At 62.0% G+C, this 25,748-nt stretch carries 13 protein-coding genes, 1 CRISPR repeat array and 1 riboswitch (1 of these 15 cut by a window edge); of the genes, 12 read left to right on the forward strand and 1 reads right to left on the reverse strand.

Translation table 11 applies throughout. The features are described 5' to 3' along the window. Window positions 1–16: 16 nt before the first annotated feature. From ISG32_RS13705 to ISG32_RS13715, 3 genes are read left to right on the forward strand one after another with little or no spacing between them, the layout of a single operon-like run. On the forward strand, window positions 17–487 hold the full coding sequence (locus ISG32_RS13705) for a (2Fe-2S)-binding protein (protein WP_194771593.1): 471 nt from the start codon (window positions 17–19) through the stop codon (window positions 485–487). Further along, the gene (locus tag ISG32_RS13710; RefSeq protein ID WP_194771594.1) at window positions 484–2,709 is read left to right on the forward strand and encodes a xanthine dehydrogenase family protein molybdopterin-binding subunit; all 2,226 of its coding nucleotides are present in this window, start codon (window positions 484–486) and stop codon (window positions 2,707–2,709) included. Before ISG32_RS13705 ends, ISG32_RS13710 begins: the two co-directional genes overlap by 4 nt. 12 nt (window positions 2,710–2,721) lie before the next feature. Further along, window positions 2,722–3,345: a hypothetical protein gene (locus ISG32_RS13715; RefSeq protein ID WP_194771595.1), complete on the forward strand. Its 624-nt coding sequence runs from the start codon at window positions 2,722–2,724 to the stop codon at window positions 3,343–3,345. Between the two features lie 188 nt (window positions 3,346–3,533). Here the strand turns inward: ISG32_RS13715 and cynR are convergent, their stop codons facing one another. Beyond that, window positions 3,534–4,445: a transcriptional regulator CynR gene (gene cynR / locus ISG32_RS13720; RefSeq protein WP_194771596.1), complete on the reverse strand. Its 912-nt coding sequence runs from the start codon at window positions 4,443–4,445 to the stop codon at window positions 3,534–3,536. Between the two features lie 157 nt (window positions 4,446–4,602). Here cynR and ISG32_RS13725 point away from each other — a divergent pair, with 157 nt between their 5' ends. From ISG32_RS13725 to cas2, 9 genes are all read left to right on the forward strand, one after another. Continuing rightward, window positions 4,603–5,811, forward strand: coding sequence for a muconate/chloromuconate family cycloisomerase (locus ISG32_RS13725; RefSeq protein ID WP_194771597.1), 1,209 nt, complete (start codon window positions 4,603–4,605; stop codon window positions 5,809–5,811). Between the two features lie 66 nt (window positions 5,812–5,877). Continuing rightward, window positions 5,878–6,876: a Bug family tripartite tricarboxylate transporter substrate binding protein gene (locus ISG32_RS13730; RefSeq protein WP_194771598.1), complete on the forward strand. Its 999-nt coding sequence runs from the start codon at window positions 5,878–5,880 to the stop codon at window positions 6,874–6,876. Window positions 6,877–7,023: 147 nt separating this feature from the next. Beyond that, window positions 7,024–7,845 carry a hypothetical protein gene (locus ISG32_RS13735; protein WP_194771599.1) on the forward strand — a complete coding sequence of 274 codons (822 nt, stop codon included), beginning with the start codon at window positions 7,024–7,026 and terminating at the stop codon, window positions 7,843–7,845. Window positions 7,846–8,195: 350 nt separating this feature from the next. Then, a complete protein-coding gene (locus ISG32_RS13740; protein ID WP_194771600.1) occupies window positions 8,196–11,648 on the forward strand; it encodes a toll/interleukin-1 receptor domain-containing protein in 3,453 nt (1,150 codons plus the stop codon). Between the two features lie 27 nt (window positions 11,649–11,675). Next, window positions 11,676–13,442, forward strand: coding sequence for an NAD-binding protein (locus tag ISG32_RS13745; protein WP_194771601.1), 1,767 nt, complete (start codon window positions 11,676–11,678; stop codon window positions 13,440–13,442). 26 nt (window positions 13,443–13,468) lie between these two features. Further along, window positions 13,469–13,576: riboswitch (S-adenosyl-L-homocysteine riboswitch) on the forward strand. A 33-nt stretch (window positions 13,577–13,609) separates the two neighbouring features. Further along, entirely contained in the window at window positions 13,610–16,378 is a 2,769-nt protein-coding gene (gene metH / locus ISG32_RS13750) for a methionine synthase (protein ID WP_228529812.1), read from the forward strand. A gap of 309 nt (window positions 16,379–16,687) precedes the next feature. Continuing rightward, entirely contained in the window at window positions 16,688–19,813 is a 3,126-nt protein-coding gene (gene cas9, locus ISG32_RS13755) for a type II CRISPR RNA-guided endonuclease Cas9 (protein ID WP_228529813.1), read from the forward strand. 5 nt (window positions 19,814–19,818) lie between these two features. After that, window positions 19,819–20,748 carry a type II CRISPR-associated endonuclease Cas1 gene (gene cas1, locus ISG32_RS13760; RefSeq protein ID WP_194771603.1) on the forward strand — a complete coding sequence of 310 codons (930 nt, stop codon included), beginning with the start codon at window positions 19,819–19,821 and terminating at the stop codon, window positions 20,746–20,748. A gap of 84 nt (window positions 20,749–20,832) precedes the next feature. Next, window positions 20,833–21,138, forward strand: coding sequence for a CRISPR-associated endonuclease Cas2 (gene cas2, locus ISG32_RS13765; RefSeq protein ID WP_228529814.1), 306 nt, complete (start codon window positions 20,833–20,835; stop codon window positions 21,136–21,138). 70 nt (window positions 21,139–21,208) lie between these two features. After that, window positions 21,209–25,748: a CRISPR direct-repeat array (repeat unit 36 nt; unit sequence AGTTTAGTTCACTGGGATATGTGCACTGGTCGGAAC) (it continues 575 nt past the right edge of the window).

Raw genomic sequence — 25,748 nt, forward strand, 5'->3', positions numbered from 1 at the left:
AACAAAGGATCGCCCCATGACAGCAAAGATGAAGGTCAACGGCCAGACACGGGATGTGGAGGTCGCTCAGGGTCGTCCCCTGCTCTGGGCGCTGCGCGAGGACTGCGGCCTGACCGGCTCCAAGTTCGGCTGCGGCGCGGCGCTGTGCGGCGCCTGCACGGTGCATGTGGATGGCCAGCCGGTGCGCTCCTGCGTGATGCCGGCGCAGGCGGTCGGCACGCGCGAGGTGGTCACCATCGAGGCCATTGGCGGCACCGAGATCGGCCGCAAGGTGCAGGCCGCGTGGACCGAGCTCAACGTGCCGCAGTGCGGCTATTGCCAGTCCGGCCAGGTGATGGCGGCGGTAGCGCTGCTCACCGCGATTCCCAAGCCCACGGACAAGGACATCGACGAGGCACTGTCGGGCAATATCTGCCGCTGCGGCATGTACCCGCGCATCCGGGCGGCGATCCACCGCATCGCGAATGGCGCAGGGAGCGCAGCATGAAACGCATACTCGTCAACGCGCTGGCCGCGCAAGCTGAGCAGACCACACGCGCCGCGCCATCTTCCGAAGCTCGCCGCGACTTTCTGCGCCTCTCGGCGCTCGCCGGTGGCGGTCTGCTCGCGGGCTTTTATCTGCCGACTCTCGGCAACGAGGCCGAGGCGCAGACCACCGCAGGCGCCAGTCCCGCCTTCCAGCCCAATGCCTTTGTGCGCATCACGCCCGATGATGTGGTGACCGTGATCGTCGGCCACACCGAGATGGGGCAGGGCGTGGCCACCGTGCTGCCGATGCTCGTGGCCGAGGAGATGGATGCCGACTGGAGCCGCGTGCGTTGGGAACAGGCGCCCACCGACAAGGCCTACCAGCACCCGATCATGCACCAGCAGCTCACGGGCGGCAGCCTCACCACCATCGCGCAGTACGAGCCGCAACGCAAGGCGGGCGCGGCCGTGCGCGAGGTGCTGATTGCGGCGGCGGCCAGGAAGTGGGGCGTGGACGCGTCCACGCTGCGCACGGAAAAGGGTCGCGTGCTGCATGCCGCGAGCAAGCGCAGCGCGACCTATGGCGAGCTGGCCAGCGACGCGGCGGGCATTGCCGTGCCCGCGAATCCGCAACTGAAGGACGCGAAGGATTTCAAGATCATCGGCCAGTCGCCACGCCGCCTCGATGCGCGCGCCAAGGTGGATGGCTCGGGGCTGTTCGGCATCGACATGCAGGTGCCCGGCATGCTCACCGCGCTGCTCGCGCGCCCGCCGTATTTCGGCGGCAAGGTGGCGCGCTGCGACAAGGCGGCCGCGCTGGCATTGCCCAACGTGGTGGGCGTGTACGACGTGCCCGAGGGCGTGGCCGTGGTCGCGAAGGACTATTGGTCCGCATCGCAGGCGCGCCAGGCGCTGCAGCCGCAGTACGACGCGACGCTCGGCGAGCGCGTGGACAGCCGCGATCAGCGCGCGATGTACGCGTCGCTCATGAACCTCGGCGGCACGGTGGCGCGGCAGGACGGCGATGTGGACGCAGCGCTCAAGGGCGCGGCGCGCAGCCTCACGGCGGACTACTGGTTCCCGTATCTCACGCATGCGCCGATGGAGCCGCTCAACGCCGTCATCGACTGGCGCGGCGGGGATGGCGCCGAAGTCTGGATGAGCACGCAATGGCCCGAGGGCGACCAGAACGCCATCGCGCGCGTGCTCGGCATTGCGCCCGCGAACGTGAAGCTGCACACCACGCTCACCGGCGGCGGCTTCGGGCGGCGTTCGACGCTCGGGTTTGACGTGGCGATCGCGGCGGCCAACATCGCCAAGGCGGTGAAGCAGCCCGTCAAGATGATCTGGACGCGCGATCAGGACATCCGCGGCGGCTACTACCGCCCGAGCGCCTACCACCGCGTGAGTGCGGCGCTCGACGCAAGCGGCCGCATCATCGGGTGGAGTGACCGCATTGCAGCGCAGTCCATCGCGACCGATTCGGTGATGGAGCCCTTCATCGTCAAGAACGGCGTGGATGCGCTCTCGGTGGAGGGCGCGGAGGATTTCCCCTACGCCGTGCCCAACGTGCGCGTCGATCTGCACACGCCGCGCTTTCAGGTGCCGGTGCTGTGGATGCGTTCGGTGGGGCACTCGTTCAATGCGTTCGCGGTGGAGCACTTTCTCGACGAGATCGCGCAGGCCACGAAGCAGGACCCATATCAGATGCGTCGCGCGCTGCTCAAGGACAAGCCGCGCCACCTCGCGGTGCTCGATGCGGTCGCCCGCATGGCGCGCTGGGACACGCCACCCAAGCCCGGCGTGAGTCGCGGCATCGCGGTTCATGAGTCCTACGGCAGCTACGTCGCAAACGTGATCGAGGCCAGTGTCGGGGCCGACCGGCGGCTTGCCGTCCACAAGGTCTACTGCGCCATAGACTGCGGCGTCGCGATCAACCCCGACCTCGTGGTCGCGCAGATGGAGTCAAGCATCGTCTTCGGCCTGTCGTCGGCTCTGATGGGCGAGGTGACGCTCGAGAAAGGGCAGGTGCGCCAGTCCAATTTCGACGACTACCCCGTGCTGCGCATGCACCAGTGCCCGCCGATGGAAGTGCAGGTGATCAAGAGCGGCGAGAAGCCCGGCGGCGCGGGCGAACCCGGCGTGCCCTGCGTGGCACCGGCACTCGCCAACGCCATTCTCGTGGCCACCGGACAGCCCGTGCGCGAGCTGCCGCTGTCGCGCCATTTCACGATTGCCTGAGGAGCGCACGCCATGTTCAAGAAGCCAAACGCTCCCGGAGTTCCAGCGCTCATCCGGCGCATCAACGCGGTGGTGGTTGCCGCGCTGCTGTGCGCCGCATCACCCGCCTTCGCGGCGGGCGGCAATGCCGCAGCGCCCGCAGGGCCGTCGGCGGAAAAGCTGTTCGACCCCGTCGCCAGCGTGCTCACGCATCCACGCTGCCTCAACTGCCACCAGGACCAACGCCCCGCGCAGACGGATGCCTCCATCCCGCATCTGCAGCAGGTGATACGCGGCGCGCACGGCACCGGTGCAGCCACCATGCAATGCGCGGCCTGCCATCAGGGCCAGAACAGCGCCGACGGTCGCGTGCCCGGCGCGGCGCACTGGCACCTCGCGCCGCTGAGCATGTCCTGGCAAAGCAAGACCCGCGCGCAGATCTGCAACCAGATCAAGGACCCCGAACGCAACGGCGGCCGCAAGACGCCCGAGCAGGTCATCGAGCACATGCGCATCGACCCGCTGGTGCTCTGGGCATGGAACCCGGGCAATGGACGCTCGACGCCAAGCATCACGCACGAGCAGTTTCTGCAGAAGCTGGATGCGTGGGCGAAGGCGGGGATGCCCTGTCCTGGAGACAAGAGCGCGGCGAAGTGAAAGAGAGCAATGCCGTGCGGTGCGACAGTTGCCCGGTCGAATATCCATCAAAGGTCGCGAAGACACGTGCATGACGAGCGTTGCGAACGGTTCCAGCCGCGCGCCGAGAAGCGAAATCCGCTTCGACGGTTCCATGCACAGCCTCTGGGCGTGGATCGTGGATGCGGGCCAGCACTTGGTTCGCGGAATCAGTGGTCGGATGTGGCCGTTTTCTGGACCTGCTTCACCGCGGGCTGCAGCAGCGCCGCGAATTCCCGCGCCGCCGCGCTGCGTGACGCATCCCGTCGCCAGAGCACGCCCGCGCGGCGCACGGTTCGCGGCTCCGTGAGCAGGATGGCGCGCATGTCGGCTCCCGCGTGCGTGGCCGCATGCTCCGCCGCGATCGTTGCGAGCTGAGGGGCTCTGCGGCAGGCGAGCAGCAGGGCGTCGACGGATTCCATCTCCACCCGCACCTGCGGCCTGATGCGGGCCTCGGCGAAAGCGGTGTCCGTCAGCCGCCGCGTCGCAAAGCTCACCGGCAGCAGCGCGAGCGGCACATCGGCCAGCTCGCGCATGCGCAGCGTGCGGCGTTTCGCCAGCGGATGGCTCTCATGCACCACCAGATGCATGCGTTCGTCGAACAGCGGCTCGGCCTCGATCTCTTCGCGGCTGGCGGGGTGGAAGGCGATGCCGAGATCGAGCCGACCGGCGATGAGCTGCTCCTCGATCTGTCCGCTGCGCAGGTCGCGCACCATCACCTGCACGCCCGGATATTGCGCGCTGAAGGCGGCCACCACGTCGGGGAGGAAATGCGTGAGAAACGTGGGAATCACGCCCACGGTGAGCGTGCCCGATTGCAGGCCCGCCATGTCGGCGAGCGCCATGCGGCCGGCGTCGAGTTCCTGCAGCGCGCGCTGCGCATGGCTGCGAAAGGCGACGCCCGCCTGCGAGAGCTTCAGGCCGCGACCGATGCGGTCGAACAGCGGCATGCCGAGTTCGCTCTCGAGCTGGCGCAGGCCGTGTGACAGCGTGGACTGGGTGATGAACAGCGCCTCGGCCGATTGGGTGAGGTGCTCGGTTTCGGCGACGCTCAGGAAGTAGCGGATCTGGCGCAATTCCATGGAAACTGGCGCTCCTTGGGGGATTGGGGTTAACCCTTGAATGGCGATTCGTTCGAAGCTATCGAACGATTTGTGCAATATATACCATTGGATTCAATGCATGGTTGGGGATAACTTTCGCGTCAATTGACCTCTTCCAGCCCGAGCGCTGACGACCATGACCGCATCCGCCATTCCGACCGCTCCCCTGCTGCGCATCGATCGCATCGATCGCATCGAGGCGCGCATTCTCGACATCCCCACGATCCGCCCGCACAAGTTCTCGTTCGGCTCCATCAACCGCCAGAGTCCGGTGATCGTGCAGCTGTGGCTGAGCGACGGCGCCTGCGGCTTCGGCGAAGCGGCGACGATTGGCGGCCCCTCGTGGAACGAAGAGTCGCCGGAAAGCATTCTTCTCGCGATCAACGGCTACCTCGCGCCTGCGCTGAAGGGCGTGGACGCGGGCCGATTCGAAGCGCTCATCCAGAAGATGGACGCGGTCTGCAAGGGCAACCGCTTTGCCAAGAGCGCCGTGGAAATGGCGGCCATCGACGCCGTGGCCCGTTCGATGAACCGGCCCGCATACCAGCTGCTCGGCGGCAAGGTGCACGAGAGCCTGCCGCTCGCGTGGACGCTGGCCAGCGGCGATTCCGCCAAGGACATCGAGGAAGCCGAGCGCATGCTCGAGATCCGTCGCCACCGCATCTTCAAGCTCAAGATCGGCGCGCGCGCACCGGAAGGCGACGTGGCCCACGTCGCGCGCATCTCGCGTGCACTGGAAGGCCGCGCGAGCATGACCGTGGACATCAACCAGGCCTGGGACGGCAACACCGCGCGCCGCTACGTGCCCGAGCTGATCGACGCGGGCGTCACGCTGTTCGAGCAGCCCGTCGCGCAGTGGAACGAGGAGGCGCTCGCCGCGCTCACCGCCACGCTGCCGCACACCGCGCTGGTGATGGCCGACGAGACCGTGTGCTCGCCGCAGGACGCGATGCGGCTGGCGAGGAACAAGGCCTGCCATGTGTTCTCGCTCAAGGTCGCCAAGCATGGTGGCCTGATCCGCACCCGCGCCGTGGCCGCCATCGCGCAGGCGGCCGACATTGGTTGGTACGGCGGCACGATGCTGGAGACCTCCATCGGCAGCGCGGCGTCGGCGCACGTCTTCGCGACCCTGCCTGGCGCGCACCACAACTGCGAGCTGTTCGGCCCGCAGTTGCTGGTGGATGACATCGTCGAGCAGCGCATGGAACTGCGCGACTTCGAACTGGTGCTGCCCGACGGCCCGGGCTTCGGCGTGGAGGTCGTGCCCGAACGCCTCGAACGCTTCGACCGCGCGCGCGAAGGCCTGCATGCCGTGCATGTGGACATGGGGCGCGCAGCGTACTGATGTCTCGGCATTCCCGAGCAAGACCCGAGCAAGACCTCATCAACTGATTTCAAAGAGACAACCGAAATGAACCAACTGACCCGCCGCTCTCTCGTGCTCTTCACCAGCGCCGTCGCCTTCGCAGGTGCCTTGCCGGTCGCTGCGAACGCGCAGCAGCCCGAAGCCAACTGGCCGAGCAAGCCCATCAAGTGGATCGTGCCTTTCCCGCCGGGCGGCGCAATGGACGTGATCGCGCGCACGCTCGGCGACAAGGCCGCACGCGTGCTCGGCCAGGCCGTGGTGGTGGAGAACCGTCCCGGTGCCGGTGGCAACATCGGCGCGGACTATGTCGCCAAGCAGCCGGCGGACGGCTACACCATCATGATCACCTCCATCGGCATGGCCACCAACAAGGCGCTGTACGCCAAGCTGAGCTACGACCCGGTGAAGGATTTCGCACCGATCAGCCTGCTGGCCGTGGTGCCCAACGTGCTGGTGGTGAACGCCTCGAAGAACCCCGACAAGTCGGTGAAGGAAGTGATCGCCCACGCCAAGAAGGACCCGGGCAAGCTCACCTACGCATCGGCGGGCAACGGCACGTCGATCCACCTCGCGGGCGAGGTGTTCGCGTCGATGGCGGGCATCAACATCCTGCACGTGCCCTACAAGGGCAGCGGCCCGGCCATCACCGACATGCTCGGCGGCCAGGTCGATCTCATGTTCGACAGCATCACCTCGGCGCGTCCGCACATCCAGTCCGGCAAGCTGCGTGCGCTCGGCGTGACCACGGCCAAACGCTCCTCCGCGCTGTCCGACGTGCCGACGATTGCCGAAGCCGGCGTGCCCGGCTACGAGGTCTCGCCCTGGTTCGCCGTGTTCGCACCCGCAGGCACGCCCGCTGACGTGATCGCCAAGCTCAACAAGGTGCTCAACGACGGCATGAAGGACCCCGAAACCCTCAAGAAGCTCGAGTCCGTGGGCGCCGAGCCCATCGGCACGACGCCCCAGGAACTGGGCACGCACCTGAACAAGGAACTCGACCGCTGGGGCAAGCTGATCAAGGAACGGAACATCCGTCTGGATTGAGGCAAGTCGTGTGTCGCGTGCCGCATGTCAGTGGATATTGACCGGCGGCATTGACACGTTCGTTTGCAAAAAAGTGACGGCTATTGGCGCAAGTCAGTAGAGAGATTTCTCGTTTGTCTTGGAGAATGCAGCGCCATGAGGAGTTGCATGCGTCCAATCACCGTTTCCCTGAGCTGCATCGCCGCAGCGCTCGCGCTGTCGGCGTGCAATTCCGCACCCACCAACCGTGGCGAGGTCAAGGGCTCCGACGCGTCGATTGGCGAGTGGCTGCAGTCCGACATGAACCGGGTGGCCAATGTCGGCATGCGCGAGAACCTCAATGCGCTGATGCGGCTGGCAGACAAGCTCTACAAGCGCAACCCGGCGGAGTGGCGCAAGGGCGGATTCGCGAGCCGGGACGAGGCGATGCAGGTGCTCAAGGCGGCCATCGAGGCGGCGGGCAGCCCGGACAGCGGCGACAGCCCATCAAACCCCGAGAGCAGCACCGATCGCCGCGAGCCCGAGAAGACGGCCAACAGTGCGGCGCAGGCCAAGGGCTGGGCGCCGCTCAAGGGCAAGCGCGACATCGAGGCCATGGATCTGGCGCTGTCGCACGGCTTCACCGGCGACCGCGTGGCGGCGTTCATCTACGGCACGTCGGACATGCTGATCACCGCGCACGGCGGCAAGACGGAGTTCTATCTGATCGACGGCCAGGATGCGCAGCACATCTACAACGCCGCGCGCAACATCGAGATCGCCGTGTGGATGCTGGGCAACCGCCGTGGCGAGAACGGCAAGCCCCTGCTGCTGGCCGACGAGCTCAACGCGAGCGAGCGCAACCTGAGCTACGAGCGCGAATTCGGCAAGATCATCGCGCGGCTCGATCTGCTGGCCGCCGTCACCACCGAGAAATACCGCCGTGCGGTGATCGGCTATGCGCAGGGATTCGTGGGCGGCACGTTCCTGCAGTTTCTGCCCGTCCGGTAGGCGAGCACGCAGGCAAGAACGCGCGCAGGCGCCGCTTGCCAGCATCACAAAAATCCCCATTCATTCCTGACTCAAACGGCGGTCAAGCGGTATGCAGTCGTTTTGGACTGCAACCATTTGCCACACCGCATCACGGCCGCTGCGCGGCGCCATGCATGCTTGAATGGGCTTGTGAATGTTGATAGCGCGGGCCGAAGCACCGCTTTCCGGTGATCCACCGCCTCCAGAGCGCGTGAGCGCAGGCGCACCATTTGGATACCGGGGCCGGCCCGCGCAGTGGTACACCCCGGCTGCCACGATGCCGCGCGAAGCGGCGTGCGTGGTGATTCAGGCAGGAGGGAACCGCGTACATGACCGACCAAGAACACCCAGCAGATTCCGGCTGCGGCGCCGCACAGGCGTCGGCGACGACAGCGCAGGAAAAGCGATATCGGGCGTTCATCAGCTACAGCCATTCGGACAACCGCGAGCAGGGCCGCAAATGGGCGGACTGGCTGCACCACAGCCTCGAGACCTACCAGATTCCCGCCGAGCTGATCGGCAAGACCAACACCCACGGGCAGCCGATTCCCGCGCAGATCTTTCCGGTGTTTCAGGACGAGAAGGAACTGTCGGCCAACGCCGATCTGAGCGCCTCGCTCAAGGACGCGCTCGACCATTCGGACTTTCTGGTGTTCCTCGCCTCGCCGCGCTCGGCGCGTTCGGTCTATGTGCAGGAGGAGCTGCGGCACTTCAAGCGTCTGGGGCGCGGCGATCGCGTCATCGCGATGATTCTGCGGGGCGAGCCCGCGTACGGCGGTGCGGTCGATGCGCAAAGCGACGACCAGTGCTTTCCCGCCGTGCTGCGCCATGCGGTGGACGGGCAGGGGCGGATCATCGAGGCGCAGGCGGAGGAAGCGCTGGCTGCCGACGTGCGACTGCCGCATTCGAGCGAGGAGGGTTTCACCTCGTCCGAGGCCTATCGCCAGCACCTGCACGCGCAGAAAGTGCCTCCCAGTGAGATCAGGCAGCGCGTCGTGGAATACGAGGGACGGTTGAATCTTGCGCGGCTCAAGATCATCTCCACGATTCTCGGCGTTCCGCTGGCCGACCTGACCCGGCGCGATCAGGCCTACCAGCTCGAGCGCATGCGCCGCAGGAGCCGCATCGTGATGGGCGTCGCCGCGGGCATGGGCGGTCTGGCGATCGCGGCGGTGATCGCCGGAGCGCTCGCGTGGCAGCAGAAGACGCGCGCGCAGCAGAACTTCGCATTCACGCTCTATACCTCGGGCCTCAACAAGATCGCGCAGAACGAATATGGCGACCCGGCGGCCTACATCGCGGCCTCGGTGCGCGAGGGCAACGCCAACGCCACGGCGTTCGCCGAGTCGATGCTGGCGACCCGGGAAGACCTCACGCCGCTGCCCAATCTGCTGATCGGCGATCTGCTGTTCAGTCCCGATGGCCGCTATGTGGCGGGCCGCGCGCGGGCGGGCGCGGAGGGCTCGCACATCCAGGTCTTTGACGTCCGCACGCGCGCGCAGGTGGCCGACATCTATCAGCCCAGGATGGTGCAGGGCATCGGCAGGCCGCGCTTCGATGCGCAGAACCGGATCTACTTTTCCGACGATGCATACCGCGTGCTGCGCTACGACCTCGAGACCCGGAAGCAGGAGGTGCTGTACGCCAATCCGGCGAAGGAAGAAATCGCGCTGCTCGAGGTGAGCCCCGACGGCCATTGGCTCGGTTTGCGCCACCTGCGCGGCAAGGGCGATCTGTTGCTGGTGCCGACCGTGGCGGCGGCGGGGCGTGAATCCAGACGGCTTGCGGCCGGACAGGCGCGGATGGCGGTCACGCGGTTCGCGGCGGATTCGACGCTCGCCACGCTCTGCGCCGAGCGCGACGACAAGACCACCGAATGCCTGATCGCGCCGCTGCAGACGGGCGAGGATGTCGGCGATGCGGTGACGGTCAAGCTCGAAGGCTCGCCGCCGCCCGTGGCCTTTGCGCCCGGTGGTCGCAAGCTGGTGTTCTGGCGCGGCGCGCAGTTGCAGGTCTGGGATGGTGGCGACGTGCGGCCCATCGCCACCGATGGGCGGATCTACGACTGGGTGGGCTTCAACCCCGGCGGCCAGACGATTCTGGCGCTCGCGGACAGCGAGGCCGATGTGTATCGCCTGCCGAACGGCGAGCGCGTCGCCTCGCAGTCCGTGCCCGAGTCGCTGCAGACCGTGCTGCCCGACCGCTCGGGTGCGACGCCCGGGCTTTCGCCCGATGCGGCGCACGCGCTGGTGTCGCGCAACAAGCGGGCGTTTCTGCAGCAGCTCACGCCCACGCCGCAGCTGGTGAGCGCCGTGCCGCTGCATGCGGACACGCGCCGCGTGGTGGCGGATGCGGGCGGCGAGCACCTGTTCATCCTGCGCAAGGACAGCAACCTCGTCGCGCGCCGCACGCAGGCCAGCGGCGCGGTGGAGGACAACTTTCTGCGCGAGGACGTGGCGATCACCGAGCTCTACGCGCCCAAGGGCGGCAAGCTCGCGACGCTGTCCGCCAGCAACCAGCTGCGCTTCTACGACGCCTCATCGGGCAAGCCCACGGGCGTGGCGCTGCGGGTGCTCTCGAGCGTGCAGTTCAGCGCCGACGGCCAGCGGGTGGCAGCACGCACCGGCGCGAGCCGCATGGGCGTCTGGCAGATCTCGGACGGCAAGCAGATCGTCGACTGGAACGAGGCAGACGGCGAGCTGCCGCGCTACGCGCTCGAACCCTCGTTCAAGTACATGCTGCAGGCCGGCGACGCCGATTGGAGCGTGCTTGACGTCGCCAGTCGCAAGCCCGTGCTCGCAGGCAAGGAGGCGCTGACGGTGCCGCGCTTCAGTCCCGATGGCCGCCTCATGGCCGTGGCGGACAAGGGCGGCAAGGTCACGGTCTGGCAGGTGGCGAGCGGCACCAAGCTGTTTGAATTCGCGAGTACGGTGACACCGCTGTTGCGCTTCAGCCCGGACGGCAGCACGCTGCTGGCCTCCGAGGATGCGCGGCGGCTGCGTCTGTGGGACACGCAGACCGGGCAGGCGTATGGGCAGGTGGTCCCCGTGGCGCTGGGCCAGCAATGGGCCGAGTTCTCCGCCGACGGGCGCCGCATCTTTCTGCAGGACACCATGACCGAGTCGCTTGCGCCGTGGATCAAGGTGGTCGACAGCCGCAACGGCAATCTGATCTCGATGCCGTTCGCGCGCGGCACGTTCAGCGAGGTGAAGCTGCTCGGCGACGAGCGACTGCTGCTGACCATCGGCATGGGCACGGACGGACTGGGCGCGCAGCTGTGGCAGGTGCCGGGCACGCTGCATCTGCCGCCCGAGCGGCTGGCCAGCGATCTGGAGAACTACTACGGCCGCAAGTACGACATGCAGACCGGCGCGATCCGTGCGATCGACGCGAAGCAGCCCGCCGATTCGTGGTTCTTCGCCGACCCGTATCTGCGCAAGGTCACGCCCTCATCGGGCCGGACGGTGGTGCAGGACATCGCGGCGCGCCTGCCGCTCAAGGACGGCGCGCAGCTGCGCTCGCTGGCCGCGATCTCGCTGGACCACCCGCTCGCGCGTGCCGGCATTGCCGAATATCTGGCGCATCAGGAAGGCATGGGCGCGCTGGTGCAGCAGCTCGTGCAGATCACCGAGCGCCAGCTGGTCAACGACGTGGATGGCGTGGATGGAGCGGACGGCGCGCAAGGCCAGGGACGCGGTGAACGGGCGGCGGCCGCCGATCTGGCCCGGCAGACGCGCAGCTGGCTCGACAAGGCCCGCGCGCTGACCACGCCCTCCCACTGACATCGACACAACAGAAAACGCAAGCACATGAAAATCGGACGCAAGGCAGTCAGCCTGTTCTGGGCAGCGGTGGTGTTGGCCATCGTGCTCCTCACCTGGTTCGGCCTCGCCGTGGCCTATCCCGACATCGCCTCGGTGCGCTACTTTCCCGACCGGCTGTTCCGGCTCGTCAAGACGGTCATGGGCACCGACCCGCTGGGCTCGGCGCTGGAGAGCCCGGACGTGCCGTGGCAGCTCATCGTCGCCAAGCTGCTGGTGACGCTGGTGCTGATCCGCGGGCTGATGAAGATCGTCGGCAGCGTGTTCCGCGACAACGTCACGCAGTTGCGCGTGATGTTCAAGAAGCATCCCACGGTCATCGTCGGCGCGGGCCGCAAGGGCCGCCGCATCGCGGCCGACCTGCGCGAGCGGCACCATGAATCGGCGGTCATCATCGAGCGTGCCGCTGGCGCGGGCGATGCCGCCAGAGTCGCGCCGCTGCGCCGCGAGGGGCATCTGGTGATCGCGGGCGACGCGACCTCCCAGCCGGTGCTCAAAAGCGCCGGAGCGCACCGGGCCAGGCGCGTGATCTGCTTCGCGCAGGAGCAGAAGACCGGCATCCAGGTGGCGGGTCTGGTGCGCGAGCTGTGGAGCGCGCGCGGCGATCTGCGGGGCGAGACCTGCGACTGCCATGTGCATCTGGACAATCCCCAGCTCGTGGACCTGTTCCGCAGCCATGTGCAGGCCGAAATGCAGCCGGTGCGGGTGCACTTCTTCAACCTGCACAAGATGGTGGCGCGCAGCCTGTTCGAGCGTTTTCCCAAGGAGCTCGCCCCCGCGCTGATGAACGGCGCGCGCCGCGTGCGGGTGGACCTGATCGGCTTCGGGCAGGAGGCGCAGGCGATTCTCGTGCAGGGCCTGCGCGTTCTCCACTTGGGGCTGCCCGACGGCGTGCAATGGCATGTGTGGGTGGACGCGAGCACGGCGGGCAAGGCGCGCCAGACGCTGGCGGCGCGCCATCCGATGGCGGACCACATCGCCGACATCCGCTTTCACGGCAGCGACGCGCACTACCGCGCGCTGGTCGACGACGCCTTCGCCTGCCCCGAGGACACGCTGCAGATCGTGATCTGCGCGCACCCCGGCGACGAGGACAACATCAGCGCGGCGGCCGAGCTGCTGCAGGCTGTGCCGAACGCGCGGTTCCCGGTGTTTGCGCGCTGCGCCGACATCGACGGCCTGCCCGCGCTGCTTGCGGGCACCCAGCCGCGCCTGCGTCTTTTCGGCAATCTCGCGGATTTCTGCACCGTCGAGATGATCTGCGGCGAGCAGCAGGACCGGATCGCGCGTGCGATCCATGCGGACTATGTCGGCCTCGCGCAGGGCACGGCCAGCGAGAGCGATGCCTACAAAAGCGGCTGGGCAGATCTCGGCGAAGACGCCCGCGACGCCAATCGCGCGCAGGCCGACCACATCGCCTACAAGCTCATGGCGGTGCAGGGCGATGTCACCCGGATCGACGGCGAGGTGCTCGAGTTTCTCGCGATGACCGAACACCAGCGCTGGGCCGCGCACCGTTATCTCAACGGCTGGCGCTACGGCGCGGAGCGTGACGACGAGCGCAGGACCCATCCCTCGCTCCTGCCCTGGTTCGAGTTGAGCGAAGCCGAGCGCGAAAAGGACCGCGACGCCGTGCGCAGGCTGCCGCAGCTGCTCGGCCTGAGCGGCCGGCCTGCACCGGCCGCGAATCCCGTTCCGCAGACCTTCGAGGAGGAGCCGCCCGTCGGGACTTCGGCGTCCAACGTGCAGGGCTGACAGCCTTGCCTTAAAATCTGCGGCTTCGCCCCAAGGAGCGCTGCAGCAGGCCACGCCGGATTTTTCGTCCGCTCCTGTCAGGCTTGGGGCCCGGGCAGTTGACTGCCCGTACCGCACAACGGCGCTCACCTGTTTTTTTGTCATTGGTTTTTGCACAGGTGAGCGAGATGTCTGTTGTGTCGTCTTCCGTCGATTCTTCTTCCCCCGCAGTGGCCCCCATGCGCCTGTCCGGCCTTGAGCCCGTGTACATCGGCGAAGGCTCGCTGTTCGTGAACGTGGGCGAGCGCACCAACGTCACCGGCTCCAAAGCGTTCGCGCGCATGATCCTCAACGAGCAGTACGAAGAGGCTCTGGCCGTCGCGCGCCAGCAGGTGGAAAACGGCGCGCAGGTGATCGACGTGAACATGGACGAGGCCATGCTGGACAGCAAGGCCGCCATGGTGCGCTTTCTGAATCTGATCGCGTCCGAGCCCGACATCGCGCGCGTGCCGATCATGGTGGACAGCTCCAAGTGGGAAGTCATCGAAGCGGGCCTGCGCTGCATTCAGGGCAAGGGCATCGTCAATTCGATTTCGATGAAGGAAGGCGTCGATCAGTTCAAGGAGCAGGCCAAGCTGGTCAAGCGCTACGGCGCGGCCGCCGTGGTGATGGCGTTTGACGAAAAGGGCCAGGCCGACACCTTCGAGCGCAAGACCGAAATCTGCGCGCGCGCCTACCGCGTGCTGGTGGATGAGGTGGGCTTTGCGCCGGAAGACATCATCTTCGACCCGAACATCTTCGCCGTGGCGACCGGCATTGAAGAGCACAACAACTACGGCGTCGATTTCATCGAAGCCACACGCTGGATCAAGCAGAACCTGCCGGGCGCGAAGGTGTCGGGCGGCGTGTCCAACGTGTCGTTCTCGTTCCGCGGCAACGACCCCGTGCGCGAAGCCATCCACACGGTGTTCCTGTACCACGCGATCAAGGCAGGCATGGACATGGGCATCGTCAACGCCGGCATGGTCGGCGTGTATGACGATCTGGAGCCCAACCTGCGCGAGCGCGTGGAAGACGTGGTGCTCAACCGCCGCCCCGATGCGGCGGAGCGTCTGCTCGAAATCGCCGACCAAGCCAAGGGCGCGGCCAAGGACGACAGCAAAAAGCTCGAATGGCGCGGCACGCCCGAGCAGCCCAAGACCGTGGGCGAACGCCTTTCCTACGCGCTGGTGCACGGCATCACCGACTTCATCGTGGACGACACGGAAGAGGCGTACCAGGAGATCGTCGTGAAGAACGGCGGTCGTCCGCTGCACGTGATCGAAGGCCCGCTGATGGACGGCATGAACGTCGTCGGCGATCTGTTCGGTGCGGGCAAGATGTTCCTGCCGCAGGTGGTGAAATCCGCCCGCGTGATGAAGCAGGCCGTGGCGCATCTTGTGCCCTACATCGAAGAAGAAAAGCGCCAGCAGGAAGCGGCGGGCATGGACGTGTCGAGCAAGGGCAAGATCGTGATTGCCACCGTGAAGGGCGACGTGCACGACATCGGCAAGAACATCGTCACCGTGGTGCTTCAGTGCAATAACTTTGAAGTCATCAACATGGGCGTGATGGTGCCCTGCCATGAAATTCTCGCGCGTGCGAAGGCCGAGGGTGCGGACATCATTGGCCTGTCCGGTCTCATCACGCCAAGCCTGGAAGAGATGCAGTACGTCGCGGGCGAGATGGACAAGGACGAGTATTTCCGCATCAAGAAGATCCCGCTGCTGATCGGCGGCGCGACCTGCTCGCGCGTGCACACGGCAGTGAAGATTGCGCCGAAGTACGACGGCCCGGTCGTCTACGTGCCCGACGCATCGCGCAGCGTGAGCGTGGCGCAGAGCCTGCTCGGCGACAACAAGGACACCTACCTCACCGAGGTTCAGGCCGACTACAACAAGGTGCGCACGCAGCACGCCAACAAGAAGAAGATTCCGCTGTGGCCGCTGGAGAAGGCTCGCGCCAACGCAACGCACGTCGATTTCGCGAATTTCCAACCGCTCGAGCCGCGCGCCATGGGCCGCCGCGTGTTCAAGAATTTCGACCTGTCCGAGATCGCTGAATACATCGACTGGGGCCCGTTCTTCCAGACCTGGGATCTGGCCGGGTCTTACCCAGCGATTCTCGATGACGAGATCGTCGGCACCGAAGCACGCAAGGTGCTCGCCGACGCGCAGGCCATGCTCAAGAAGATCATCGAAGGCCGCTGGCTGCAGGCCAACGGCGTGATGGGCCTGTTCCCCGCCAATCGCGTGGGCGACGACATCGAGTTCTACACCGACGAATCACGCACGCGCGTGCTGATGACGTGGTACGGCATGCGCCAGCAAACCGAGAAGCAGGAAATCGAAGGCGTGATGCGCCCCAGCCGCTGCCTGAGCGATTTCGTTGCGACCAAGGAATCCGGCATCAAGGATTACGCGGGCCTTTTCGCCGTGACCGCTGGTATCGGCGCGGAAAAGAAAGACAAGGAATTCGAAGCCGCGCTGGACGATTACTCCGGCATCATGTTCAAAGCCTTGGCCGACCGCTTGGCCGAAGCCTTCGCAGAATGCCTGCACCAGCGCGTGCGCAAAGATCTGTGGGGCTACGCGCCGGATGAAAATTTGAGCAACGCCGAGCTTATCAAAGAGCAATACAAAGGCATTCGCCCCGCCCCCGGCTACCCTGCTTGCCCGGATCACACGGCGAAGCTCGATTTGTTCAAGTCACTCGACGCCGCCGACATCGGCATGACGCTTACTGAAAGCCTGGCGATGTTCCCGGCTTCGAGCGTGAGCGGCTTCTATCTGGGACACCCCGATTCCACCTACTTCAACGTCGGCCAGATCGGCGAAGACCAGGTGGAAGACATGGCCCAGCGACGCGGCATGGATCTGGAAGGGTTGAAGCGCGCGCTGGCGCCGAATTTGGGATAACTCCAAAACGGTTGCTTGAAACGCTGGCCATCAAGCAACTCCCCAATCCGGCGACAAGCCATCGTCCAGAAAAGCGAAAGCCCCGCATGCGGGGCTTTCCATTTGGTGCAACTTTATGCTTGTTAGCGTCCAGTGCACATATCCCAGTGAATATGTGAATCGCAGTCTATGTGATTTGGGTGAGTTTGGCAACATCAGGCTGAGAACGAGCGATTTCGCTGAAACCCTGTTGATTCATCCAGTTGATGTAAGTAAATGTGCGTGCTAGCCTGCGACAACTTTATGGCACAAGAGAAACAGGGACGATGCATGGCATATCGATTGGCACTTGATTTGGGCTCGACATCTTTGGGCTGGGCTGTTTTACGTCTCAACGAGAAATTTGAACCCACGGCGTTGATGAAGGCGGGCGTTCGCATCTTCAGCGATGGTCGCAATCCAAAAGACGGTAGCTCCCTCGCCGTCACCCGTCGTGCCGCACGTGCCATGCGCCGCCGTCGTGATCGTCTGCTCAAGCGCAAGGAGCGGATGTTGCGCAAGCTGATCGATTACGGCTTTTTCCCCGCAGACGAAGCGGCACGCAAATCGCTTGAAACGCTGAATCCTTATGAATTGCGTGCCAAGGGCCTGAATGAAGCGCTGAAACCCGCAGAGTTCGCGCGTGCACTGTTCCATCTGAATCAGCGGCGTGGTTTTCTGAGCAATCGCAAGACGGACAAAAAGGACAACGACAGCGGAGCGCTCAAGCAGGCCATTGGCACGGTGCGCGCGCAGTTGCAAGTAACGGGCTGCCGTACCGTAGGTGAGTGGTTCTGGACGGAGCGCATGCAGCGGCGCGTCGAGGGCGTGAAGGGCCAGGGCGTTCGCGCGCGATATCGCGAGACGCCTTTCACGAATGACGAAGGCAAGAAGCGCGTCGACAAGCGTTATGACCTGTACCTTGATCGTGCGATGGTTGCGCAGGAGTTTGATGCACTTTGGGCTGCGCAGGCGGCGTTCAATCCGGCACAGTTCAATGAAGCTGCGCGGGCGGATCTGCGCGATACGCTGCTGTTTCAGCGCAATCTACGGCCCGTCAAGCCGGGGCGTTGCACGTTGTTGCCTGAGGAAGAACGTGCACCGCTTGCGTTGCCCAGCACGCAGCGCTTTCGCATCTATCAGGAGGTGAACCATCTGCGCGTGCTGCATGATGATTTGAGTGAGACGGCACTCACGTTTGAACAACGCGACAAGATTGTGGCGATGCTGGAGAGCAAGCAAAAGGTCACGTTCGAGCAGATGCGCAAGGCGCTGGGTCTGTCTGGCAGCACTCAGTTCAATCTGGAAGACGCCAAACGGCAGGAGCTCAAAGGCAACGCCACAGCAGCTGTTTTGGGCAAGAAAGAGATGTTGGGTGCGCGGTGGGCGGAGCTTGATGCGGCACTGCAGGACGACATCGTCTGGCAGCTTCAAACCGAAGAAAGTGAAGAACGGTTGATTGCCTGGCTGGAACAGAATGTCGGTGTGGATGCGAACCGTGCCGACGCCATCGCCAATGCTGGACTGCCGGAAGGATATGGCAGCCTGAGTCGCAAAGCCTTGGCATTGATCCTGCCAGAGTTGCAACGCGACGTGGTCACCTATGACAAGGCGGTGCAGGCTGCGGGCTTTTCGCATCACAGCGATCTGGGATTCAACTTCGAGTACAACGAAGCCGATGTTGAACAGATCGGTGAGCGCACCATTGCGACGACGGGTGAAGTCAAACCAGTATTCGCATTCAAGCAATTGCCTTATTACGGACGCGCTTTGCAGCGCCACGTCGCCTTCGGTAGCGGCAAGCTTGACGATTCAGAAGAAAAGCGCTTTGGAAAGATAGCCAATCCCACGGTGCACATCGGTTTGAATCAGGTGCGTGTGGTGGTCAACGCGCTCATCCGCAAGTACGGCAGGCCGACAGAGGTGGTGATTGAACTGGCTCGCGACCTGAAGCAAAGCCGGGAGCAGAAGCAGGAAGCGCAACGCAAGCAGGCGGACAACCAGAGGCGCAATGAACGCATTCGCCGGTCAATTTCAGAAGTACTGGGCATTGCCGAAACACGCGTTCGCACGACCGATGTGCAGAAATGGATTCTTTGGGAAGAGCTGAGCTTTGATGTCGCGGATCGGCGCTGCCCCTACAGCGGCGTGCAAATCAGCGCGGCGATGCTGCTGAGCGATCAGGTGGAAATCGAGCACATTCTGCCGTTTTCCAAAACGCTCGACGACAGCCTCAACAATCGTACGGTGGCTATGCGCCAGGCCAATCGCATCAAGCACAACCGCCCGCCGTGGGATGCACGCGCAGATTTTGAATCGCAAGGCTGGAGTTACGACGGCATTTTGCTGCGCGCAGAACGTATGCCATTACGCAAGCGCTATCGCTTCGCGGCTGATGGTTATGAGCGCTGGCTGGGCGAGGATAAGGATTTTCTGGCGCGCGCCTTGAATGACACCCGCTACCTGTCGCGTGTTGCTGCTGAGTATTTGCGGTTTGTCGCGCCCGGTAGTGCAACGCGCGTCATTCCAGGCCAGATGACTGCGCTACTGCGTGGCAAATTCGGTCTCAACGATGTTCTCGGACTAGATGGAGAAAAGAATCGCAACGACCATCGCCATCATGCGGTGGATGCCTGTGTGATTGGTGTGACGGATCAAGGTTTGATGCAGCGGTTTGCCCGCGCAAGCGCAGAGGCGAGAGAAGGGGGCCTGACGAGGTTGGTGGACGATATGCCACTGCCGTGGAAGACATATCGCGAGCACGTGGAGCGCGCTGTTCGGCATATCTGGGTGAGCCATAAGCCGGATCACGGATACGAAGGCGCGATGATGGAGGAGACCAGCTACGGTATTCGGCGTGATGGGGTGATCAAGCAGCGCAAGAAGGCAGATGGAAGCGCTGGGCGGGAGATCAGCAATCTTGTGCGGATTGCGGAACTCGGGCAGCCTTTGCGTCATGGTATTGACGCTGCAGGGTCGCCACTTCCATATAAAGGGTACCTTCGTGGACGCAATTACTGTTTCGAGATTTCTCAGGGTGAGCGCGGTAAATGGGGAGGTCAGGTTATATCCACTTTTGAGGCTTATGCGATTGTCGGAAAAGGCGGGTTGAAACAATTGCGCCATCCTGGAATCAGTCAAAGCGGGAAGCCGCTTGTGATGCGGCTCGTCATTGGCGATTTCATACGTCTCGAATTGGAAGGGCGAATGCAGCTTATGAGGGTTGTAACAATTTTTGCTAATGGGCAGGTTTTTATGGCTGCACCGAACGAAGCAAATGTCGATGCGCGAAACAGGGATAAGCAAAGCGATTTCGCGTATATCTCAAAGATGGCAGGCTCACTCCAAAAAGCAAAAGCGCGACAAGTGAGCCTATCGCCGCTCGGCGAGCTTCGCGACCCAGGCTTCAAGGAGTAACGAACATGGTGGGCCGAATCGTCGAAATTGCAGATGACCGGCGCCACCTTTTCGTCAGCCGAGGTTTCATGGTCGTACGCGATGCGGAAGGAGAGCGCAAGGAGCTTGGACAGATCCCGCTGGACGATATTGCCGCCGTCATCGCAAACGCGCATGGCATCACCTATACCAACAATTTGTTAGTGGCCTTGGCTGAAAAAGGCGCACCGTTTGTATTGTGTGGAGCCAATCACAATGTGGTCGGAATGCTGTTCACCCTTGATGGTCACCATGTGCAGTCCAAGCGCATCGAGGCACAGATTGCAGCCAGCCAACCCACCGTCAAACGGCTGTGGGCCTCAGTCGTCAAATCCAAACTGCAACAACAGGCCGCTGCGCTGGAAGCTACAGGCGCGCCGTCCATTCCCTTGAGCGCCTTGGTGGGAAAGGTGCGCAGTGGTGACCCGGAGAATCTCGAAGGTCAAGGTGCTCGCCGATACTGGGGCCTGCTGTTTGGTAGTGATTTCAGGCGAGACCAGGACGGCGGTGGTCTCAATGCCATGCTGAATTACGGCTACACCGTATTGCGCTCTGCGATGGCCCGTGGTGTGGTTGCAGCAGGATTGCATCCGAGCATCGGACTGCACCATAGCAATGATGCAAATCCCATGCGATTGGTGGATGATCTGATGGAGCCTTTTCGTCCGGTGGTCGATCTCAAGGTCTGGCAATTGAATCGCGCTGGAGAGGCACAAGTCACGCCAGAAACCAAACGATCACTGGTGCGTGTTCTGTATGACGATTTGCCAACCAATGTGGGTGTCACTCCAGTCATGGTTTGCATGCATCGGCTGGCGACATCGCTGGCACAGGTTTTTCTTGATGAGCGCAACAAATTGGATCTTCCGCTTCCAGGTTTGCCGCTTTCCCTTGCTGGGAGTCTGGACGCAGATTGATTCATTGAGTCGTGGCTAGTTCACGCGATTGAAAAGCAAACCAGGAGGAAAGGTGAACTCAACATGCTTTCTGGATACAGGCTTATGTGGATGCTGGTGATGTTCGACCTACCAGTGGTCACCAAGCCAGAACGAAAAGCCGCGACGGGCTTTCGCAACGCCCTGCTGGACATCGGATTCGAGATGAGTCAGTTCAGCGTATATCTGCGTTTTTGCACCAGTCAGACGCAGGTGGACACGCTGTGCAAGGCCGTTGAGCGGGTCTTGCCAAGCGGTGGCAAAGTTCATATTCTTCAGTTCACCGACAAACAGTACGGACGCACGATCACCTTCCACGGACGGAGCGCCCAAAGGCCGAAAAAAGCGCCTGATCAGTTTGATCTTTTTTGAGGTGAATCGTGAATTATTGGGCTGAAAAAACGAAAAACCCCTTGAGAAATCAAGGGGTTATCGTCGGCGCAGTTTAGTTCACTGGGATATGTGCACTGGTCGGAACTCGGAGCGGTCGGGTCTGCGCCGCCTGGTTAGTTTAGTTCACTGGGATATGTGCACTGGTCGGAACTCCGCACGGCAATCGCTGCTGTATGGCGGCAGTTTAGTTCACTGGGATATGTGCACTGGTCGGAACTTGCCCGCGAGTCTCACGCTCGCACTGCTGAGTTTAGTTCACTGGGATATGTGCACTGGTCGGAACTACACCTACCCAGTCAAATTCATCCACAACAGTTTAGTTCACTGGGATATGTGCACTGGTCGGAACACGATGAACGCGATCGCATGCACTCCGAAAAGTTTAGTTCACTGGGATATGTGCACTGGTCGGAACGCGCGCCCACCGGGGTCTACGCAACGCGCAGTTTAGTTCACTGGGATATGTGCACTGGTCGGAACGGATGGCTGACAAGTGACATCGTGTTCGGCAGTTTAGTTCACTGGGATATGTGCACTGGTCGGAACACAGGGTAGGCTACCCCCACAGGGCATCAGAGTTTAGTTCACTGGGATATGTGCACTGGTCGGAACGTAGGACATTTTCGTAGTTGGTGATGGTGCAGTTTAGTTCACTGGGATATGTGCACTGGTCGGAACAGAACGATGGAGGAAATCTGGGCGATGGCAAGTTTAGTTCACTGGGATATGTGCACTGGTCGGAACCTGATCGACAAAGACACCTATCAGCCCTGCAGTTTAGTTCACTGGGATATGTGCACTGGTCGGAACCCGCCTGTACACCGAGATCATCGATGACGAAGTTTAGTTCACTGGGATATGTGCACTGGTCGGAACACTCCTCACGGACTCGCAAGCCAACGCCTCAGTTTAGTTCACTGGGATATGTGCACTGGTCGGAACCATGGTCTACAGAGCTTCAAGGTGCGTTAGAGTTTAGTTCACTGGGATATGTGCACTGGTCGGAACTGCCCCCTCGTAGTCCCGCGCCTTGTACGCAGTTTAGTTCACTGGGATATGTGCACTGGTCGGAACACCACAAGGACACATACGCAGAACGCTTTCAAGTTTAGTTCACTGGGATATGTGCACTGGTCGGAACATGAATACCAGGGATGAACTCTTGGTCGATAGTTTAGTTCACTGGGATATGTGCACTGGTCGGAACACGACGAAAAACATCTTCGCGTCCGCCGTGAGTTTAGTTCACTGGGATATGTGCACTGGTCGGAACAGTTTGTGAATTGACATCAAGCATCAACATAGTTTAGTTCACTGGGATATGTGCACTGGTCGGAACTATGAGTAACCATGGAAGAAAAGAACCATTAGTTTAGTTCACTGGGATATGTGCACTGGTCGGAACGCAATGGATGCTTGACCGCTGGCGTGCTGGAGTTTAGTTCACTGGGATATGTGCACTGGTCGGAACTAAGGCGGGGCGGTTTCGTACGGCCACGGTAGTTTAGTTCACTGGGATATGTGCACTGGTCGGAACCGAGTACGGCTACCCCGAAAGCGTGACGTCAGTTTAGTTCACTGGGATATGTGCACTGGTCGGAACATCACTGGCCGAATGTACTCGGCGGACAAGAGTTTAGTTCACTGGGATATGTGCACTGGTCGGAACTGTATGCGGTATCAACTGCAGGGGGCGCAGAGTTTAGTTCACTGGGATATGTGCACTGGTCGGAACACACCACGCGTGTCTACGCGTCGCTGGCAGAGTTTAGTTCACTGGGATATGTGCACTGGTCGGAACTTGGGTGACCGCTGGGCATCGCTGCGCGTGAGTTTAGTTCACTGGGATATGTGCACTGGTCGGAACACGCAAATACGAAGTGACAGCAGTCACAGGAGTTTAGTTCACTGGGATATGTGCACTGGTCGGAACTGGAAGTGGCGAGACCTGATCGATGCAGGCAGTTTAGTTCACTGGGATATGTGCACTGGTCGGAACCTCCAGCGGGTGCAGGTGCTCGCAGTCCGGAGTTTAGTTCACTGGGATATGTGCACTGGTCGGAACCCAATTCATGCAAAAGGAAAAGATCTTCGAAGTTTAGTTCACTGGGATATGTGCACTGGTCGGAACACCATCACCATCCACATCATCGACGAGCCCAGTTTAGTTCACTGGGATATGTGCACTGGTCGGAACTCATGCCCCTGGGCGGCGAAGGCATCGCGAGTTTAGTTCACTGGGATATGTGCACTGGTCGGAACGCTGAGTGGGTGCTGGCAGAGAAGTACCAGAGTTTAGTTCACTGGGATATGTGCACTGGTCGGAACCCAACTACCCCGCCAGCGCAAACCAACCCAAGTTTAGTTCACTGGGATATGTGCACTGGTCGGAACATGACAAACGCATGGTGAAAAATCCCTGGTAGTTTAGTTCACTGGGATATGTGCACTGGTCGGAACAAGACCAGCAAGCAATTCCTCGCCGACTTGAGTTTAGTTCACTGGGATATGTGCACTGGTCGGAACGCGCAGCGGCAAGATCTACAGCCGCTGGAAAGTTTAGTTCACTGGGATATGTGCACTGGTCGGAACGAGAAGTTGTTGATCGAGCCCATCTCAGCAGTTTAGTTCACTGGGATATGTGCACTGGTCGGAACTTGAGGTTCGCGTTGTCACAGCGGCAACGAAGTTTAGTTCACTGGGATATGTGCACTGGTCGGAACTCATAGATGCGCGTGAAATCGCCGTCTACGAGTTTAGTTCACTGGGATATGTGCACTGGTCGGAACTGCTGGTGGGCCGCCCAGAAGGCTTGCGCCAGTTTAGTTCACTGGGATATGTGCACTGGTCGGAACCGCAACGTCTTACCTGCGATTGCTGACGGCAGTTTAGTTCACTGGGATATGTGCACTGGTCGGAACACACCATGGGCGGCAAACAGTACCAGGTGAAGTTTAGTTCACTGGGATATGTGCACTGGTCGGAACGCGCATCGAACTGGATGCATGGCTGATGAGAGTTTAGTTCACTGGGATATGTGCACTGGTCGGAACTCATGCTGCAAGTCGGCGTGATGCGTGTTCAGTTTAGTTCACTGGGATATGTGCACTGGTCGGAACTACATCACCTCAGGCGACCAGCGCTTCGTCAGTTTAGTTCACTGGGATATGTGCACTGGTCGGAGCGACATCGGCGCGGTCGGCGCGAAGGCCGAGAGTTTAGTTCACTGGGATATGTGCACTGGTCGGAACGCGACCCCGTTGTAGGTCTTGCCGTCTGGGAGTTTAGTTCACTGGGATATGTGCACTGGTCGGAACCCATCGTCTGGCCTTGGCATGTAGCGTACGAGTTTAGTTCACTGGGATATGTGCACTGGTCGGAACTCAAACATCACGCAGGTGTGGTGCCGCCCGAGTTTAGTTCACTGGGATATGTGCACTGGTCGGAACGGTCCTGCCTTCCGTAGTCCTTGACCATCAAGTTTAGTTCACTGGGATATGTGCACTGGTCGGAACGCCACGGCGCGCACCTGCTTGGCGGCATGCAGTTTAGTTCACTGGGATATGTGCACTGGTCGGAACAAAGAATCAGTAATGGAACGCCTCAAAAAGAGTTTAGTTCACTGGGATATGTGCACTGGTCGGAACAGGATGCGCCGTGGTACTGGGGCGGCAGCGAGTTTAGTTCACTGGGATATGTGCACTGGTCGGAACAGGATGCGCCGTGGTACTGGGGCGGCAGCGAGTTTAGTTCACTGGGATATGTGCACTGGTCGGAACCCACTCGGGCACCCCACGGTGAACGGTAAGAGTTTAGTTCACTGGGATATGTGCACTGGTCGGAACGCAGACGCTGCAAACGTTCCCGGCGATGGCAGTTTAGTTCACTGGGATATGTGCACTGGTCGGAACGACGAAGAGGTGGACAACGAGGACGAGAGCAGTTTAGTTCACTGGGATATGTGCACTGGTCGGAACGTATCTCCGGGGTTCAGTGTTTGTGAGCCTAGTTTAGTTCACTGGGATATGTGCACTGGTCGGAACTTGCGGAGCTTCATCGCCTTGACCTCACTCAGTTTAGTTCACTGGGATATGTGCACTGGTCGGAACCGGTCATACCCGTGGCCCTCAGCCCACGCGAGTTTAGTTCACTGGGATATGTGCACTGGTCGGAACCCGCTCACATAATCGAAGCCCTTTGGGGGAAGTTTAGTTCACTGGGATATGTGCACTGGTCGGAACTCACGACTGCATCGAAGATCAGGGCGTCACAGTTTAGTTCACTGGGATATGTGCACTGGTCGGAACGGGGGTTACTGGCCCGTGGCACGCAGAGCGAGTTTAGTTCACTGGGATATGTGCACTGGTCGGAACTGCACCTTCGGGTGGAAGCGCAAGAGCGACAGTTTAGTTCACTGGGATATGTGCACTGGTCGGAACTCCGGGCCTTTTTTGAAGCCAGTTTTGCACAGTTTAGTTCACTGGGATATGTGCACTGGTCGGAACTGTGTTTGCGCCCCTGTCGAAACCCCCAAGAGTTTAGTTCACTGGGATATGTGCACTGGTCGGAACTGCAGACCAGATCGCGGT

The organism is Diaphorobacter caeni, assembly GCF_015354245.1.
In the GTDB taxonomy this organism is placed as follows: Bacteria; Pseudomonadota; Gammaproteobacteria; order Burkholderiales; family Burkholderiaceae_C; genus Diaphorobacter_A; species Diaphorobacter_A caeni.